Here is a 17,583-nt window from a genome sequence, read left to right on the forward strand (position 1 = left end):
GCTTTAAGTCACTATAATAAAAACAAAAAAAACACCATTCAAATTAAGAATAGTGCTTTACATCTTTTTAGTTGAGATGATTACTTTTTACGCATATAAACGCTAATTGGCACCCCTTTAAAATCAAAATGATCTCTTAACTGATTTTCTAAATAACGCTTATAAGGATCTCTTACATATTGCGGTAAATTGCAGAAAAAAGCGAATTGCGGTTGTGGAGTAGGCAATTGCATAACATACTTAATCTTCACAAATTTACCTTTATAAGCAGGAGGTGGATAGTTTTCTATTATAGGTAACAAAACTTCATTAAGCTTACTAGTCTTAATTTTTTTAGTTCTGTTTGTATAAACTTCAACGGCAGTTTCAATTGCTTTAAAAATACGTTGCTTATTAAGTACAGATATAAAAACTATTGGCACGTCAGTAAATGGAGCTATTTCCTCTTTAATTTTTCTTTCAAAATCACGAGTAGTCATGGTATCTTTTACTACCAAATCCCATTTATTTACTAAAATTACTATTCCTTTTCGATTGCGTTGAGCTAACCAGAAGATATTTTGAACTTGACCATCAAAACCTCTTGTTGCGTCAAGTACTAATAAACAAACATCACAATGTTCGATAGCTCTGACGCTTCGCATTACTGAATAAAACTCAAGATCTTCTTTAACTTTAGATTTTCGTCTGATACCTGCAGTATCGACTAAGTTAAATTCGAAACCAAAACGGTTATATTTAGTATCAATAGCATCTCTTGTTGTTCCAGCGATATCAGTTACTATATATCTCTCTTCTCCAATAAGTGCGTTTATAAACGACGATTTTCCTGCATTAGGACGACCAACAACTGCGAAACGTGGAAGTTCATCTTTATCTTCGGCTTCTTCTTTTTCAGGCAAAGCTTCAACTAAAGCATCTAAAAGATCTCCTGTTCCACTACCATTAATACTCGCAATGGTATAATATTCGCCTAATCCCAGCGCATAAAACTCAACGGCATCTTCAGAACGTTTTCCATTATCAACCTTGTTTACAGCTAAAAAAACTGGCTTATCAACTTTGCGAAGTAATCGAGCAACATCTTCATCCATTCCAGTAACGCCAGTTTCTACGTCTACCATAAAAATAATGGCATCAGCTTCTTCGATGGCTAATTCAACTTGTTTATCAATTTCGGCTTCAAAAACATCATCACTTCCTTTAACGTAACCTCCTGTGTCAATTAAAGAAAATTCTTTCCCATTCCAATCACTTTTACCGTAATGTCTATCTCTTGTTACTCCGCTTACGGCATCAACAATAGCTTCACGACGTTGAATTAATCTATTAAAAAAAGTAGACTTCCCTACATTAGGCCTTCCTACAATGGCAACTATATTACTCATAATTTATTTTTTTTCTGCATTACATATCCTGTAAGCGGCTGCAAATGTACTAAATAAGTACTGATGTAGCACACTTTTTTGGTTAAACATAAATTGTATTCCATTTTTGAATAAAAAATAGTACTTTGACTTTCTATTTTAAATCAAAATGTCAACAACCAATGTTATTGTTTTAAGACCTCGCTTTAAGTTTCATGTAAAGCAAGATAATGATATGCTCTTAAAATTATTCGAAGAAAAGAAAGGGACACAACCTGATTTTATTGTATCAAGAGTTGATGACCATGTGTTTATTAAAATTCCTAAAGCAAAACAACATTTTTGGTCACCTCAATTACATTTAGAAATAAATAAAGAATCCGATAAAGAAGGTAGTATTATATACGGTTTGTTTGGACCCAATCCAACGGTTTGGACTATGTTCATGTTTCTTCATTTTTTAGTGGCTGGAATATTTATAGCCTTTGGAATTTGGGCTTATGTCAATTGGTCTTTAGGCGACAGCTTTGCGCTTCAATTGTTCTTCACTTTATTTGCAATTGTAATTTGGTTTGGGCTCTACTTTGGTGGACGTTTAGGAAAAAAAGCTGGAATGGAGGAAATGCACCAGTTACATCATTTTATGAGAGATACGTTAAGAAGTAAAGGCATTCACACAGAATTATAATTTATTTCTGATTGTAGCCAAATCGTCTCAATTGTCTTTGATCGCTTCTCCAATTTTTATTGACTTTTACATACAATTCCAAATGCACTTGTTTACCAAAAAATTTCTCTAAATCTTTTCTAGCTTCTACACCTACACGTTTTAAAGCCGAACCTTTATGACCTATTATTATTCCTTTTTGAGTCTCACGTTCTACCATAATTACAGAACGCATTCTGATGATGTTTTCCTCTTCAAAAAATTCTTCTGTATCAACCTCAACAGCATATGGAATTTCTTTTTTATAGTGCATTAATATTTTCTCACGAATGGCTTCGTTAACAAAAAATCGTTCAGGTTTATCTGTTAATTGATCTTTTGGATAGAACGCTGGTGATTCTGGAAGTAGTTCTATTATTCTATCAAACACATTTTGAACATTGAAACCTTGCAAAGCCGAAATTGGAAAGAACTCAGCATTTGGAACTTTGCTCTGCCACAATTCTGCTTGTTCTTCTAATTGCTCTTGATTAGAATTATCAATTTTATTAAGTAGTAATAGTACAGGAATTTTTGAATTGGTGATTTTATTAAAAAATGCTTCATCCTTTAATTCCTTTTCACCAATCTCAACCATATAAACAAGGACATCAGCATCATCAAAAGCCGACTTTACAAAGTCCATCATAGACGCTTGTAACTCATAAGCTGGTTTAATGATTCCAGGTGTATCACTTAGGATGACTTGAAAATCTTCACCATTTACAATCCCTAAGATACGATGTCTTGTAGTTTGTGCCTTGGATGTAATTATTGACAATTTTTCACCAATGAAGGCATTCATTAATGTAGATTTCCCAACATTAGGATTACCAATTATATTTACAAAACCTGCTTTGTGACTCATAGTATACTTTTAAAAGTGGCTGCAAAGTTACGACCTTTATCATACAATAAATAACATGCATGATTTGATTATAAAAAAAGCCTATGATTTTAACTTCATAGGCTTTTTTAAGATGATTAATTTTATATTAACCTAATCCTCCTCCTGGATCTGGTGGTGATGAGGCTTGAGCTTTTTTAGGGTTTAATATAATGAAAGTACCCATTGCTGTCAAAGCTGCATACTTTCCCATTTTCTTTAATGCATCCTTTCGGGTGATTTCATCTTGTGATGAGTTTTTTTTCATGGTTTTACGTTGCTTTAGTTATTAGTAATTAGACTTTGATAGCAACAACCTTGTTTTTCAAATTAAAACATAGTTGTCTACTAGATTAATAAATATCTAAATTAAATGTAATTAATACAAACTATGATGTTTAAACTTGTTAAAGGTTCGTGTGTTTTTCGACAAAGTGCAACTAAACACAGATTAAGGGTGTGGTATTTTTTCTGAAAGTCTAATAAACACCAATACATTTTATTTAATTTTAAAATTTACGCTCGTAATTTATCAAGTCCTCTATCATACATCACAATACTACCAGCTACAGAAACATTTAGGCTTAACTGCGATTTGAATTTGACTAAAAAATGACTGTTCTTAATGGCTTGTTTAGATAAGCCATGATCTTCTGCTCCTAAAAGATATACACAACGTCTAGGATGTTGAAAGGCCTCTAAATCTTCAGCTTCTTCAGTTAACTCTACACCAACTAATCGTGTACCTTTAGGTAAGTTGTTAAAGAAATCATCAAAAGAATCGTAATAAAAATAGGGCATTGATTTTACTGCATTATGCGTATCACAGGCTTGCTTTGCATAACGATTGCCAATGGTAAAAATAAAACTAGCACCTAGATTCTGTGCTGATCGCCAAAGCACACCTAAGTTTTCTGGTGTTTTTCCGTTTTGAATTCCTATTCCGAAGAATTCGTTTTTGAAATTATCATTCATGATACAAAAATAAAAAACCTCTTGATTTCTCAAGAGGTTTTCTTAGTAGCGGGAACTGGACTCGAACCAGTGACCTTCGGGTTATGAGCCCGACGAGCTACCTACTGCTCTATCCCGCGATTTAATATTAAAATGATTTTCTTAGCTTTTAACTTTCGGTTCATAATGCCGACTCAATCAATTTAGGACTGCAAATATACAATGCTTTTTGATTTTAACAATAATAAATTTAAAAAAAAATAACTCTCAACTTTTAAGGTCGAGAGTTATTTACAAAATTAAAACTATAAAATAATTAATCTTCTATATCTAAAGTTGCCAATACACTTGTATCATTACTGTTTACAAAATCAAACTGCACAATATTTGGAAACTGAGCTTCTAAATTTGCAAATTCTCCTTTAAAATCATTATTACCTATCATCAATATTTTAAGGTTTGATAAGTTAGCTAAGTCTTTTGGAAGTTTACCAAAAAATGCATTATTAGCTAAAACCAATTCTTCTAAATTTACAAGACTCGAAATAGCATTAGGAACTATTCCTAATAAACTATTATCAAAAACACTTAATGTTTTCAATTCAGACAAATTACCAATACTTTGAGGTAATTTACCCGTTAGATTATTACTACTAATTAATAACTCGTTTAAGCTAGTCAAATTTCCTAATGAATTTGGTAAGAAACCTGAAAGCTTATTATTGTACAATTCTAAAGTTTGAAGTTGCGACAACTGACCAATAGTCTCAGGAATAGACCCTTGAATATTGTTCATGAATAATTGCATTGTTTGTAATGAAGTTAAACCACCAATAGAACTAGGCAATTCTCCATCTAACTTATTAAAAGCCACATTCAATACTTTAAGAACTTTTAAATTTCCTATTGAATTTGGTAAAGCTCCTGATATATTATTTCTAAACAAGTTTAATTCTCTAAGGTTAACAAGATCTCCTAAGTTTTCAGGAAGTTGGCCTTCAAGATTATTGAATTCTAAATTAAGAGCAACAACTTTTTCGTCTTCGATAGAAACACCATACCAATTTGAAACAGGACTTTCTAAATCCCATGTCGTATTCCAAGATGAACCATTTGTTGAATTGTATAAAGCAATTAATGCTTCTTTTTCTTTTGAAGTAACATTAGCAAACGAAAATATCGTGACTAAACATAACAGCAATGTAATTTTAACGGTTTTCATAATAGTAGATTTTTGTGAGGGAGCACATTTACTATAACGAAAATAACAGAATACCGACGATCTACCAACTTTTTTCGATGAAATGCAATGTCACTCATCGAATAAATCACAATTTCCTGATTATTAGGTATTTAAAAAATGACTATTGTTCAATGTTTTGGGCATCAAAACTTGAAATTTCGTTATTTTCAGTACTGATATTCAACTGAATAGGATTGCAACATACTTCACAATCTTCAATATAAGACTGTTTTATTTGCGAAATATCAATGAGCATTGATATGTTTTCCCAACAATATGGACATTGAAAAAAGTGTTCTTTCATGTTCAATATTTGTGTTAATTATGACAATTCTTCAAGATCTAATTGTACAGATTCCCAATCTGACATCAGTTGTTTTAGCTTCTCCTTTTTAGCTTGATATCGATCAAAAAAGGTCGCATCAGCAACCGTCTCATCGTAATTTGTTGCTAGCTCAATATCATTAGTTTTAATCTCCTTTTCTAACTGATTTATTTTTGATTCTATATTACTCAGTTTATTGTTAAGTGATTTAAGCTTTTTCTGGTCTTCGTAGGATTGTTTATTCGTTGTCTTAGGTGTTTCTTTGACAACGGTTCTCATCTCAACTTCACGCAGGTTTTCGACATTACGCTGTTCTAAATAAAAATCAATATCTCCTAAGTATTCTTTAATTTTTTCATCTTTAAACTCGTAAACTTTATTTGTCAAGCCTTGAAGGAAATCTCTATCATGCGACACTAAAACTAATGTGCCTTCATACTTTTTTAGGGCTTCCTTTAATACGTTTTTAGATTTAATATCAAGGTGATTTGTTGGCTCATCCATGATTAACACATTAATAGGTTGCAACATCAATTTTGCAAGCGCTAATCGGTTTCTTTCTCCTCCAGAAAGCACTCTAACATACTTTTCTGCTTCATCTCCTCGAAATAGAAAAGACCCTAAAATATCACGTACTTTACTTCTATTTGTCTCATTTGCTGCATCAATCATGGTATCTAGAACAGTTTTACTTCCATCTAAATATTCTGCCTGGTTTTGAGCAAAATATCCTATTTGCACGTTATGACCTAATTTTAGATGGCCTTGATACTTAATTTCGCCTACAATAATTTTAGCTAAGGTAGATTTACCTTGACCATTTTGCCCAACAAATGCCGTTTTACTATCACGTTCAATCATTAAATTAACATCTGTTAATACCTGATTATCGTCATAACGTTTAGAAATGTTTTCTGCTTCTACCACAACCTTTCCGGGAACAACAGAAACAGGAAAATTTAAGGTCATCACACTATTATCATCTTCATCAACTTCAATACGATCAATTTTATCCAATTTCTTAATAAGCGACTGAGCCATTGTAGCTTTACTTGCTTTTGCTCTAAACTTCTCGATAAGTTTTTCAGTCTGCTCAATTTGTTTTTGTTGATTTTTTTGTGAGGCTAGTTGCTGCGTCTTTATTTCCTGACGAAGCACTAAAAATTTAGAATATGGTTTCGGATAATCATAAATTCTGCCCAACGAAATTTCAATCGTACGATTGGTAACATTATCCAAAAACATTTTATCATGCGATACAATGACTACTGCACCAGAATAGTTCTTTAAAAAACTCTCTAGCCAAATAATCGATTCAATATCTAAGTGGTTTGTAGGCTCATCTAGAAGCAAAACATCGTTACTTTGCAATAATAGCTTTGCTAACTCTATACGCATTCGCCAGCCACCAGAAAACGTATCAGTTAGTTTATTAAAATCTTCACGCTTAAACCCTAGCCCTTGTAATATTTTTTCAGTTTCTCCTTGATAATTATAACCTCCAATAATTTCGTAAGAATGTTGAATCTCATTTAAATCTACCATCAACTGATGGTAACTTTCGCTTTCATAATCTGTGCGCTCAGCTAATTGGGTATTAACATCTTCCATTTTAGCCTCAAGCTCTTTAATCTCTTTAAACGCTTCATAGGATTCTTCAAGGACTGTCCTTCCTACAACAAAATCAATGTCTTGTTTTAAAAAACCAATACTTAAATTTTTATCAGCTGCTATTTGTCCAGAATCTGGTTCTAATTCTTTGGACAAAATTTTTAGCATTGTAGATTTACCTGCTCCATTTTTTCCTATTAAACCGATGCGATCTCCAGGACTGAGTTTAAAGGTAATATCTTCAAACAGAAATTCGCCTTGAAAAGAAATAGAAAGATTATGAATATTAAGCATTTGCTACTTTTGTTACAATGAAATTATTAATAAAACGTAAATTTGTACCTAAATACAAAGCGCAAAAGTAAACAAATTTAAATCATGTTAAAAGGCACAAAAGTATACAGTATTTTTACAGGAGCTTGTCCGAAATGTCATCAGGAATCTATGTATGAAAATAAAAATCCTTATGCATTAAGTGATGTTTTAAAAATCAATGATAAGTGTTCACACTGTAATACACGTTATCGCTTGGAACCTTCGTTTTTTTATGGTTCAATGTATGTGAGTTATGGTGTTGGGATTGCATTTGCCGTTGCCGCGTTTGTTATTAGCTATTCATTTTTAAAAAGCTCCCTACTTACTGCTTTTATAGTGATTGTTATGACAGTGATTGTTTGTGGACCAATCATAATGCGACTTTCTAGAAATATATGGATAAATTTATTTATGAGTTACGACAAAAGTCTGGTCAAGAAATAGCTATTTTGACTACGTTTATCGACCAACTTTGAACCTTTTAATATCTAATTCTTGGTCTAAACTAATTCCGTGTTCAATTTTATTAAACAACTGTTTAGCCGCAAATGGTGACATCATCACACCTCTAGTCCCTAATCCGTTTAGTACAAATACATTGTGATACTCTGGATGACTACCAACTAAAGGTCTGCGATCTACTGTTGTTGGACGAATCCCAGCAACTTGATGAATAATTTCAAAATCACAATTTATGATTTTTTTCAATTTCTCAATTAATTCATCCTTTGCTACTGAGGTAATTGAATGTGTTTTATCTTCCCTTTCGTAAGTAGCACCAATCCAATACAAATCGCTTCCTAAGGGAACAACAAATACGGAAGACTTCAAAATAAAATTCATCTTCAAATCTGTAGCTTTAATCGTAAGCATCTCGCCCTTTGTTCCATTTAAGGGAAGGTTTTTGAAAAATGGATTTTTCTTTAACCCAAATCCTTCAGCAAATACAATGTATTTTGAAGCAATATTTTTATACTGAACACCATTGTCCCGAATTTCTAATTGATTGTGATGAAACTCTTCTTTATACAACCTCTTTTCGTTGTCCAAAAAATCACAATACGAAGTAATTAGTTTTGTAGTATTGATTCTACCTGAATGTAATACCTCTCCAAAACCATATTCAGCACGTATATGAGGGTTTTCGTTTTTTATTAAGGTTGTTGATAAATAATCACACAAAACAGCCTTATCTGATGCTGTAAACCAATCATTTTGTTCTTCAATAGACGTGAATTTTCTATAAATTGGTAGTTTATAATCTAGTTTAATCTGAAGTAACTCTTCGAGTTCTTTATATTTAGGAAGTGCTAATTCTAGTTGAAATTTTGCCTTCCAAACATAAGTAAATCGTTTTAATACTACAGGATTGTATAAACCTGCTGCAACTCTTGAAGACTGTTGAGATTGGTTATCAAATACAATAAAGTCCTTATTGTGTTTTCTTAGTTGTTCGCAAAAGGCAATACCAGCGAGTCCATTACCTACTATTATATAGTCTACATCTTTCATTGAAGCAAAAATAAAGAAGATATCATTAGGATACTTCCTCTCTTCAAAAAAGATTCATGAATTCTCATATGCACAAAAACAAAAAGCGCTCACTAAATAGTGAGCGCTTTTATCTATAATTTATGTGCTATTTAATAAGCCCACATATCTTGTTCGAAATCACGAATCTTATCTTTAATTCGATCAGATTCTAACATTTGCATTAATGCATTGTCAGCCACATATTCTTTAACTTCACGATCTCCATATACATTTTCTTCTTTGTACATATAAGCGTTAAAGCGTCTAGAATTTAAAACGTGATCAAAAGATAATGGCATGGCACTATTCTTATTATTAAAAGCTTTCCCTTCATGTAATATTTGTCTAGCTTCAGGATAGAAAATCCAAAATAACGCATTAGGCGTCTTTAAAGATTCATCTTCAGAGTCTAAAAAGTTAACATCTGGAGCTGCAGGTGCAATCCCTAATATTCTATACTTCAATTCTCCATGACGCTTATCAAAATACCACAGTCCTTTAATTAAGTATGCACTAATATGAAAGGCTTCAATATTAGTAGTTGTAATATACTCAGGATCTACATAACCATCAGCATTTAATTGGTCATAACCAATATCTAAAGTATCAACTTTAGTTGTGATGTCTTTAAGTTCCTTTAGAGAACGTTTTTGTGAGAAATAAGAATCGTTATAAACATTCTCGATTTTTCCATCTTTAACGGCTTTAATCAATGTATGATATAAAGAACGTCTTTCTTTTCCTATATTATTAGTATCTACAGGAAAGTACAATGGAAAGTTCACACGTTCGTCTAAAACAACTTTTTCCCAAGTCATTTTAGAGAACAATATGTCTCTATCATCAACATAACCGTATTCTAATGGTTTGTCATTATCTAATGCTAACTGAGCTTCAGTTTTAACACCTACTTCTTGAGGTACTCTAGCATTTAAAATATTTGCCTGCGAATACATACTAGATGTAAAACCTATGGCAATGATTGATAATAAAAATTTATAATTCATCTTTTCAATATTAATTTGGGTTCTTTTTAAAGTTGATTAGTTAGTCAACTCAATAACAAGTGGTGATGCTGGTTTAATAGCAGGACCATTACTTCTTGATTTGATCTCAAAAATTTGAACTTGAGATCCTCGTTTAGCACTTCTAAGCGCAGATTTAGCTGCACCATTAAGTCTATTACCAGAGCAAGTCACAGAAGGTTTTCCTTCAACTTTTATTTTAAATCCAGTTACTGTTAATGGTAAATCGAAATCGAAATCTTCTAATACAGCTTCAATACGACCAATTTCCACATTGTTTCTAGGTAATTTAGCAGTTCCTATTTGTCCTGCTATTTGACCTGATGGCTTTGGAATATCTTTAATTCTAAATATCGCTTTATCACTAACTTTAGAACCATCATCAAGTGTTGCAGTTACATTAATTGCAACTTCTCTACCAGATGTAGGTACCATTGTGTATTTACCAATACCTGAACCTTTTTTCAATCCAGCACCTGATGCAGACACCTTATTATCTGGTACACCAGCAAAGGATATTGTCATAGGGTTTACAACGCCACGATATACAACATTCATCTTATCTGCAGAAATTGTAGCAGAGTTTGGTCTAGGCACAACCACATAGTTTCCTTTAATTGGAATTTCTAAAGGCTTCCCGTCTTCTAAGAACGTGAATTTACCATCAATTTCATGTTCACCAACACCACCAACGTTAAAATCTAAACGAGCAGCACCTGTTGAATCGATTGCTTCAGTTAAATCAATAGATTGTCCACCAATACTTAAACCTGTTGGAGGAACTTTAGCGTATTTACCTATAACAACTCTACCTTGGAATTTTTCACCAGCAAAAAATGCTGATTTATCAGATAGAACGATGGCTTGATACTTATTAAGAGATACTGCATCTGTCAAAACATTTCCTAAGAAAAGGTTCATCATACCAGCTTCAGTAACTTTTACATCATTTTGCATTGCTGTTAATTTAGTATAAGAAGCAATTGCCGGGAAACCTTGAAAATGGTAATTTAACCACTCTATTTTCTTCCCATCTTTATTAGATTCCTTTTCAGTACTAAATAATTCTTCAAAACTTTTTAAAGCTTTGCTATATTTAATATCTTCTCCTAAGATTGTTCTGATTTCAGATTTATAGCTATTAATATTAGCCATTACCTCATCACCTTTCTTAGTAAATCTATCACCTGTAAACCAAGCTTCATCTAAGATGTCAGTTTTATCCATAGCCTCAAATGGTAATTTACCAGTTTCAGGATCTATAACATATTCACCATTCTTTAATAAATCACTCTTTAAAGTTTCAATATAATTATAAAACTTTTCTGAAGCGATACTCACTTCTTTTGCTTTTGAAGCTGGAATCATAAATTCTTCAGGCTTCTCTTCTGATTTTTGTTCTAAATCAGCTAACAACGTTTCATTTCTGTCTGTTGTTGCAATGTTTGCACTAGCAAATTTTGCTTCCATTAATCCGAAAGCGGATAGTACTTCTTTAGACATATTCATCGCCATCATAGCAATAAATACTAAGTACATCAAGTTAATCATTTTCTGCCTTGCAGATAATTTTCCTCCTGCCATTTTAAATTAGTTTTTTAGTTTGTTAATAGTTGTTATTAATTCTAGTTTAAAAACTAATTAGCTTTTATTCATCGCAGAAAGCATTCCACCATATACACCATTTAAAGATGATAAGTTAGAAGCTAAAGATTGCATTTGTTCTTTTAATTTAGTTGCGTTTTCAACCGCTTCTTCATTAATAGCAGCTTGACGATTAGCACTTTCCATTTGTACTTTGTAAAGGCTATTTAAAGATTCCATTTGAGCAGCAGCTAAAGACATTTCTTCGCTGTATTTCTTTTGAGCATTCATTGAATCTACAGTTGGGCTAATCCCTTTTGCAGCACCTTCAAAGTTTTTAATGCTCGTTCCAAGACTTGCCATTAATTCACCATCAATTTTAGCTTCTTTTAAAAGGTTATCTAATTTTTTTGATAATAAACCTTCGGCATCTTTAGGTTCTTCTTTGCCCTTTTTATTTGACATCATTCCTCCCGCAAGCTCAGGATATACTAGTGACCAGTCTAATTCCGATTGTTGTCTTTCAAAAGCTGAATATGTAAATACTAATGCCTCAACAATCATTCCTAGGGTAAGAATTTCAGATCCGAAAGGCCAGTGTTGTATTTTAAATAAAGCTCCAACAATTACAATTGCTGCTCCTAATCCGTAGATCATATTAGTTACGGTTACTTTTCCTTTTTGTGCCATAATTTTAATTTTTAGTTTTAGCCCTAAGTGAATTACTTAAGTAGATTAAATATTTAGTTTAGTTAATTATTAATTAGTTGGTTGCAGCATTAAGAGTTACTTCAGTTCCCATATAATCTTGAACTGTTCTAAACCCAATGTAGCTTCTTGCAGAATCTGCATATTCGTAATCTCTTGAACTCACTTGTAAAAAGTAAGCAACATCTTTCCAAGATCCTCCACGCACAACTTTGCGTTCGTTATCTGGATCGTTTACCGTTGGATTAAAAGACGCAGAGTATTCATAGGATGCCGCTTCATAAGATCCTTGAACCCATTCAGAAACATTACCTGCCATATTATAAAGGTCAAAATCGTTTGGTTCATATGCATCAGCTTCTACAGTATATAAAGCTTGATCTGCAGCGTAATCACCTCTTAATGGCTTAAAGTTAGCCATAAAACAACCTCTATCGTTTTTAGCATAAGGTCCACCCCAAGGATATGTTGCTCCTTGCAGACCACCTCTTGCAGCGTATTCCCACTCTGCTTCAGATGGCAATCTGAATTTATTTACATATTGCTTTCCTTTACTTTTCTGATAAGAGTTTTTCTTAAGTGTTCTCCATTGACAAAATGCATTGGCTTGTTTCCAAGATACACCTACTACAGGATAATCGCCATAAGCGTCATGCCAGAAGTAATCATTGTGCATAGGTTCGTTGTAAGAATATGAGAAATCACGTATCCAAGCTGTTGTGTCTGGATACACTTCTACCTCTTCAGTAATTATTACATCTTTACGTCGTAAACTACGATCTTTAGCTGCTTTTTGAATATCCATATATTTATACTGGAACTTAAATTTCTTCACATCCCAAGTACGTTGACCATTGTATGATTCTTCAATAGGTAAATACATTGTATCCATAACTTCTGCATAATACTCATCTGGATAGTCATTTGTATCTAAAATTAAATCAACATCGTGATTTAATTTTCGACCTTCATAACCAGTAGGACCTAATCCACTATAATTATCATACATATATTTCTCATATACAGACATATTTTCAGGATCAGCATCATTAAATGCAAATTCACCAATACCTCCATTACCCGGAGTTTCACCAATTTCATCAGCTAAAATGGCTAGTTTAGTTCTTAATATTGAATCTCTAACCCAATATACAAACTCACGATACTCACTATTAGTAATTTCAGTTTCGTCCATATAGAACGCTCTAACAGTAACAGTTCGGGTTGGTGCATCTTGAACACCAGCAAGGTCATCATCCGATTTACCCATTATAAATGCGCCACCTGGAACAAGTGCCATACCATATGGTTTTTCAGGATGCCATTTCTTTCCTTTAACTCCAATCAGCTCTCCTCTGTCACCAGAGCCACAGCCGACTAATAAAGCTAAAACAGCAGTCAATAAAACAAACTTCTTAATATTCATAGAAACTCGAGGTTAAATTATTTAGTTGTAATTATAAGTCTTAAAAACGTGTTTATTATTTTTAAGGCAGTAAACATATTTATATATTTTGTAAAAACCAATTTTTTTTATAGTTTTTTTGCACTTCATCCTATTAAATTAACATTTCGTCGATTAAAAAAACGCTAAACTTTTAAAAGATAAATATACTAAAAACTGTTCTTTTTATACGCTTTATACCATCTTTCTGGTATTTTACCTTGACTAGCTTCTGAATAATCTTCGTGCGTGCAAGGTAATAACGTATGCTTTTTTAATTTATTATTAACATTTGGCAAAAAAGGAATTTCAATCCACCAACGTCCAGTTTTTATACTTTTATAAAATATAAGCTCTTCATCTTCAATAAGTACATTGTACTTTTGATAATTATTTTCATCTTCAAAATTATCATCATTTATTCTACAATTGACACCTTCTATGAAATACCACATCATTTGTGAAATCAGCATAGGAGTTGCATCTATGTCAGTTGTTGTTTTATATTCATATATCCCAAACGAAGATACTTTGTTACTAATTCCGGCATAACGTGAAATAGCACAAATCTCTTTTCCATTAAAACCATTAGGAGAATATTTTTGTTTTGAACCTACTTCAGCAGCACGAACAGATTTTAAATCGACCGTTACAATATGAGCATCACGCATTATTGGTTCGACCATGTTAATATTATGTGTGACTTCTCCTAATCGATAGGCTTCAAAATAGAGCTTATCCATTAAATCTATTTCTTCTTGTGAATTGAAATAAGTTTGATAACCGATAACCGAGTAATTAAACAAGTTATACGGCTGTTCTAAAATAATTTTTCCAAAGAAAGTATTATTCTTCATTTCAACAGAGGCATCACCTAAATCAAAATTACTATCTACATTAACAATGTTAACCATAGGAGCCATAGTATCGTATGCACGATAATTGGCATAAGTTAGATCTTGACTTCCACCAATAATAATTGGAATGATTTTTTTCTCTATTAAAACAGAAATGATTGTTCGAACAGCATAATAGGTATCTTCTATTGTTGCTCCAGCAGGAATATCTCCTAAATCTGCAATTTCAGTATGCCAGTTTCCAGGGAAAAGAGAATATAACGATGTACGTATGGTATCAAAGTTTAATTCTTCTCCCATATAATTAACATCGTTTCGATTTTCTTTAACACCAACGATTACTAATTTTACACAATCTAAATCTGGAATACCTTGTTGTGAAGAATGTATTTTAATTTTTTTGCCCAGCGCTTGTTCAGATAATAGTTCATTATGAGCTAATACTGCATCTGCAACGGGAGACAAAAAATTAAAATTCATTTTTATTACTTTTTGCTAGTGGTTTTCTTTTTAGTAGTTTTCTTCTTTGCTGCAGCTTTTTTCTTAGGCGCTTTCTTTTCAATTTCTGCTTTAGCTTCTTCTAGAGTCATTTCTGAAACATCAACCGTTTTTGGAAGCTCAACTTTCACTTTACCTTTTATAATATTATGTCTTCCCCAACGTGCTTTTTCAACACGAATACCTTCATCTTCCCAATTGTGAATGACTTTATCTATTTCTTTCTGAATTTTTTCTTCAATCAAAGTAACGATATCTGTATCTGATAAATTATCCCAATCGTATTTTTTATTCACGTTAATGAACATATTGTTCCATTTAATAAATGGACCAAAACGACCTTTACCTTTTTGAACAGGTAAATCTTGATACATATATATAGGTGCATCAGCTTTTTGCTTTTCTTTAATTAACTCGATAGCCATATCGATTTCAACATCCATTGGATTTGTTCCTTTTGGAAGTGATACGAATGCTTTACCAAACTTTACATACGGTCCAAAACGACCATTATTCACCTCTACCTCTTCACCTTCATAGGTTCCTAATTGTTTAGGCAACTTAAACAGCTCCATTGCTTCATCATAAGTAATGGAAGTTAATTGTTGATCTGGAGATAAACTTGCAAATTGAGGTTTTTCCTCATCATCAACGGTTCCTATTTGAACCATTGGCCCGAACTTTCCTAAACGCACACTTACTTGCTTCCCTGTTTTTGGATCTTTACCAAGAATACGTTCACCAGATTCACGTTCGGCATTTGCTGCAACATCTTCTACCTTTGGATGAAATTCCTTGTAGAAATCTTTCATCATTTTAGTCCAATCTTCTTTTCCTTCAGCTATTTCATCAAAATCTGCTTCAACCTTTGCCGTAAAATTGTAATCTAAAATTCCACCAAAATGTGTCACAAGAAAATCGGTGACAATCATTCCTATATCTGTTGGTACTAATTTACCTTTATCACTATTTACTTTTTCGGTAAGTGACTTATCTTTTATACTTCCACTTTGAAGGGTTAATTGAGTGTAAGCTCGCTCAACACCTTCATTAGATCCTTTTTCAACATAATTTCTGTTTTGAATTGTTGAAATTGTTGGCGCATACGTAGATGGACGACCAATACCAAGTTCTTCTAATTGTTTTACCAAAGAGGCTTCAGTATATCTATATGGTGGACGAGAAAATCGTTCGGTTGCTGTGATATAACTATTTAATAAAGTCTCATTGACTTTCATTGCAGGCAACATACCTTCTTGTTCAGTATCTTCATCATCAGTACCTTCTAAGTAAACTTTCAAAAAGCCCTCAAACGTAATCACCTCTCCATTTGCTGTAAAGACTTCGTTATGTGTTGACGCTTCAATTTTTACATTGGTACGTTCTAACTCAGCATCACTCATTTGAGACGCAATAGCTCGTTTCCAAATCAAGTCGTATAAACGTGCCTGGTCTCTTTCTACATTTACTGTATGTTTAGAAAAATCTGTAGGACGAATCGCTTCGTGAGCTTCTTGAGCGCCTTTAGATTTACCTTTATATTGTCTTGATTTACTAAATTTAGAACCGTAAGCATCTTCAATTTCGGCTTTTGCACCTTTTTGAGCTTCAGCAGATAAATTGACACTATCTGTTCTCATGTAGGTAATCAAACCTGCTTCATATAAACGTTGTGCATTTTGCATTGTTCTACTTACAGAAAAACCTAATTTCCTAGACGCTTCTTGCTGTAATGTTGACGTTGTAAATGGTGCAGCTGGTGATTTTTTTGCAGGTTTCTTTTGAAGGTCTGCAACTTTAAAATCTGCTTTAGCATTAGATTCTAAAAATGCATAAGCCTCTTTTTTAGAAGAAAAATTCTTGGGAAGCTTCGCCTTAAATGTTTGTCCGTCCTCATTCGAAAACTCTGCATCAATACGATATGAAGCTTCAGCAGTAAAGTCATTAATTTCACGTTCACGTTCAACAATTAAACGCACTGAAACCGATTGCACACGACCAGCAGATAATCCGCCTTTTACTTTTCTCCATAAGACAGGAGATAATTCATAACCAACAATTCGATCTAAAACACGTCTTGCTTGTTGTGCATCAACCAAATCGTAATCTATCCCTCTTGGGTTTTCAATAGCTTTTAAAATTGCCGACTTGGTAATCTCGTGAAATACGATACGTTTCGTCTTTGATTTATCTAAACCTAAAGTTTCGGCCAAGTGCCAAGCGATAGCTTCACCTTCTCGATCCTCATCACTTGCTAACCAAACCATATCAGCTTTTTTAGCGAGTTCCTTTAGTTTTTTAACGACATCTTTCTTGTCTTTTGAAACTTGGTATTTAGGTTTAAAATCTCCCTCTACATCTACTCCTAATTCTTTAGAAGGTAAGTCTGCAATATGTCCAAAACTAGATTCAACTTTAAAATCTTTTCCTAAAAATTTCTCAATAGTTTTGGCTTTTGCTGGTGACTCGACAATGACTAAATTCTTCGACATATTTGATTTTTTCAGGCACAAATGTATGTGAAAAA

General features: G+C 32.8%; 16 protein-coding genes and 1 tRNA gene. 2 read left to right on the plus strand and 15 right to left on the minus strand.

The annotated features are described in order from the left end of the window. Positions 1-80 precede the first annotated feature (80 nt). A complete protein-coding gene (der, locus tag VOI25_RS06675) occupies positions 81-1,388 on the minus strand; it encodes a ribosome biogenesis GTPase Der (protein WP_323788279.1) in 1,308 nt (435 codons plus the stop codon). Between the two features lie 148 nt (positions 1,389-1,536). On the opposite strand from der, the gene VOI25_RS06680 reads away from it, so the two are divergent. Continuing rightward, entirely contained in the window at positions 1,537-2,055 is a 519-nt protein-coding gene (locus VOI25_RS06680) for a GTP-binding protein (RefSeq protein ID WP_323788280.1), read from the plus strand. A gap of 1 nt (position 2,056) precedes the next feature. Here VOI25_RS06680 and era read toward each other — a convergent pair whose 3' ends face one another. The 7 genes from era to VOI25_RS06715 form a co-directional block, all read right to left on the minus strand. Further along, positions 2,057-2,941: a GTPase Era gene (gene era, locus VOI25_RS06685; RefSeq protein ID WP_323788281.1), complete on the minus strand. Its 885-nt coding sequence runs from the start codon at positions 2,939-2,941 to the stop codon at positions 2,057-2,059. 127 nt (positions 2,942-3,068) lie between these two features. Next, positions 3,069-3,227, minus strand: coding sequence for a hypothetical protein (locus VOI25_RS06690; RefSeq protein WP_323788282.1), 159 nt, complete (start codon positions 3,225-3,227; stop codon positions 3,069-3,071). 248 nt (positions 3,228-3,475) lie between these two features. After that, positions 3,476-3,934 carry an RNA methyltransferase gene (locus tag VOI25_RS06695; protein WP_323788283.1) on the minus strand — a complete coding sequence of 153 codons (459 nt, stop codon included), beginning with the start codon at positions 3,932-3,934 and terminating at the stop codon, positions 3,476-3,478. 46 nt (positions 3,935-3,980) lie between these two features. Next, positions 3,981-4,053: transfer RNA gene (locus VOI25_RS06700), tRNA-Met, on the minus strand. 176 nt (positions 4,054-4,229) lie between these two features. Then, on the minus strand, positions 4,230-5,135 hold the full coding sequence (locus tag VOI25_RS06705; protein WP_323788284.1) for a Two component regulator three Y domain protein: 906 nt from the start codon (positions 5,133-5,135) through the stop codon (positions 4,230-4,232). Between the two features lie 142 nt (positions 5,136-5,277). Continuing rightward, positions 5,278-5,460: a CPXCG motif-containing cysteine-rich protein gene (locus tag VOI25_RS06710; protein ID WP_323788285.1), complete on the minus strand. Its 183-nt coding sequence runs from the start codon at positions 5,458-5,460 to the stop codon at positions 5,278-5,280. Positions 5,461-5,478: 18 nt separating this feature from the next. Further along, positions 5,479-7,386, minus strand: coding sequence for an ABC-F family ATP-binding cassette domain-containing protein (locus tag VOI25_RS06715; protein WP_323788286.1), 1,908 nt, complete (start codon positions 7,384-7,386; stop codon positions 5,479-5,481). A gap of 81 nt (positions 7,387-7,467) precedes the next feature. Between VOI25_RS06715 and VOI25_RS06720 the strand changes: the two genes are divergently transcribed. Then, complete coding sequence (locus VOI25_RS06720) at positions 7,468-7,851, plus strand: DUF983 domain-containing protein (protein WP_323788484.1); 384 nt, start codon at positions 7,468-7,470, stop codon at positions 7,849-7,851. 15 nt (positions 7,852-7,866) lie between these two features. Here VOI25_RS06720 and VOI25_RS06725 read toward each other — a convergent pair whose 3' ends face one another. The 7 genes from VOI25_RS06725 to topA form a co-directional block, all read right to left on the minus strand. After that, complete coding sequence (locus tag VOI25_RS06725) at positions 7,867-8,919, minus strand: FAD-binding oxidoreductase (protein WP_323788287.1); 1,053 nt, start codon at positions 8,917-8,919, stop codon at positions 7,867-7,869. A gap of 131 nt (positions 8,920-9,050) precedes the next feature. Then, a complete protein-coding gene (gene gldN, locus VOI25_RS06730) occupies positions 9,051-9,947 on the minus strand; it encodes a gliding motility protein GldN (protein ID WP_323788288.1) in 897 nt (298 codons plus the stop codon). Between the two features lie 36 nt (positions 9,948-9,983). Continuing rightward, on the minus strand, positions 9,984-11,549 hold the full coding sequence (gene gldM, locus VOI25_RS06735) for a gliding motility protein GldM (RefSeq protein WP_323788289.1): 1,566 nt from the start codon (positions 11,547-11,549) through the stop codon (positions 9,984-9,986). Positions 11,550-11,606: 57 nt separating this feature from the next. Continuing rightward, the gene (gldL, locus tag VOI25_RS06740; RefSeq protein ID WP_323788290.1) at positions 11,607-12,239 is read right to left on the minus strand and encodes a gliding motility protein GldL; all 633 of its coding nucleotides are present in this window, start codon (positions 12,237-12,239) and stop codon (positions 11,607-11,609) included. A 73-nt stretch (positions 12,240-12,312) separates the two neighbouring features. Further along, the gene (gene gldK / locus VOI25_RS06745; protein WP_323788291.1) at positions 12,313-13,683 is read right to left on the minus strand and encodes a gliding motility lipoprotein GldK; all 1,371 of its coding nucleotides are present in this window, start codon (positions 13,681-13,683) and stop codon (positions 12,313-12,315) included. Between the two features lie 188 nt (positions 13,684-13,871). Next, positions 13,872-15,038 (minus strand): formimidoylglutamase, encoded by a 1,167-nt coding sequence (locus VOI25_RS06750; protein ID WP_323788292.1) that lies wholly within the window; start codon positions 15,036-15,038, stop codon positions 13,872-13,874. Between the two features lie 5 nt (positions 15,039-15,043). After that, positions 15,044-17,548 carry a type I DNA topoisomerase gene (gene topA / locus VOI25_RS06755; protein WP_323788293.1) on the minus strand — a complete coding sequence of 835 codons (2,505 nt, stop codon included), beginning with the start codon at positions 17,546-17,548 and terminating at the stop codon, positions 15,044-15,046. Between the last annotated feature and the right edge of the window lie 35 nt (positions 17,549-17,583).

It is taken from the genome of Psychroserpens sp. (genome assembly GCF_034670085.1).
GTDB lineage: Bacteria > Bacteroidota > Bacteroidia > Flavobacteriales > Flavobacteriaceae > Psychroserpens.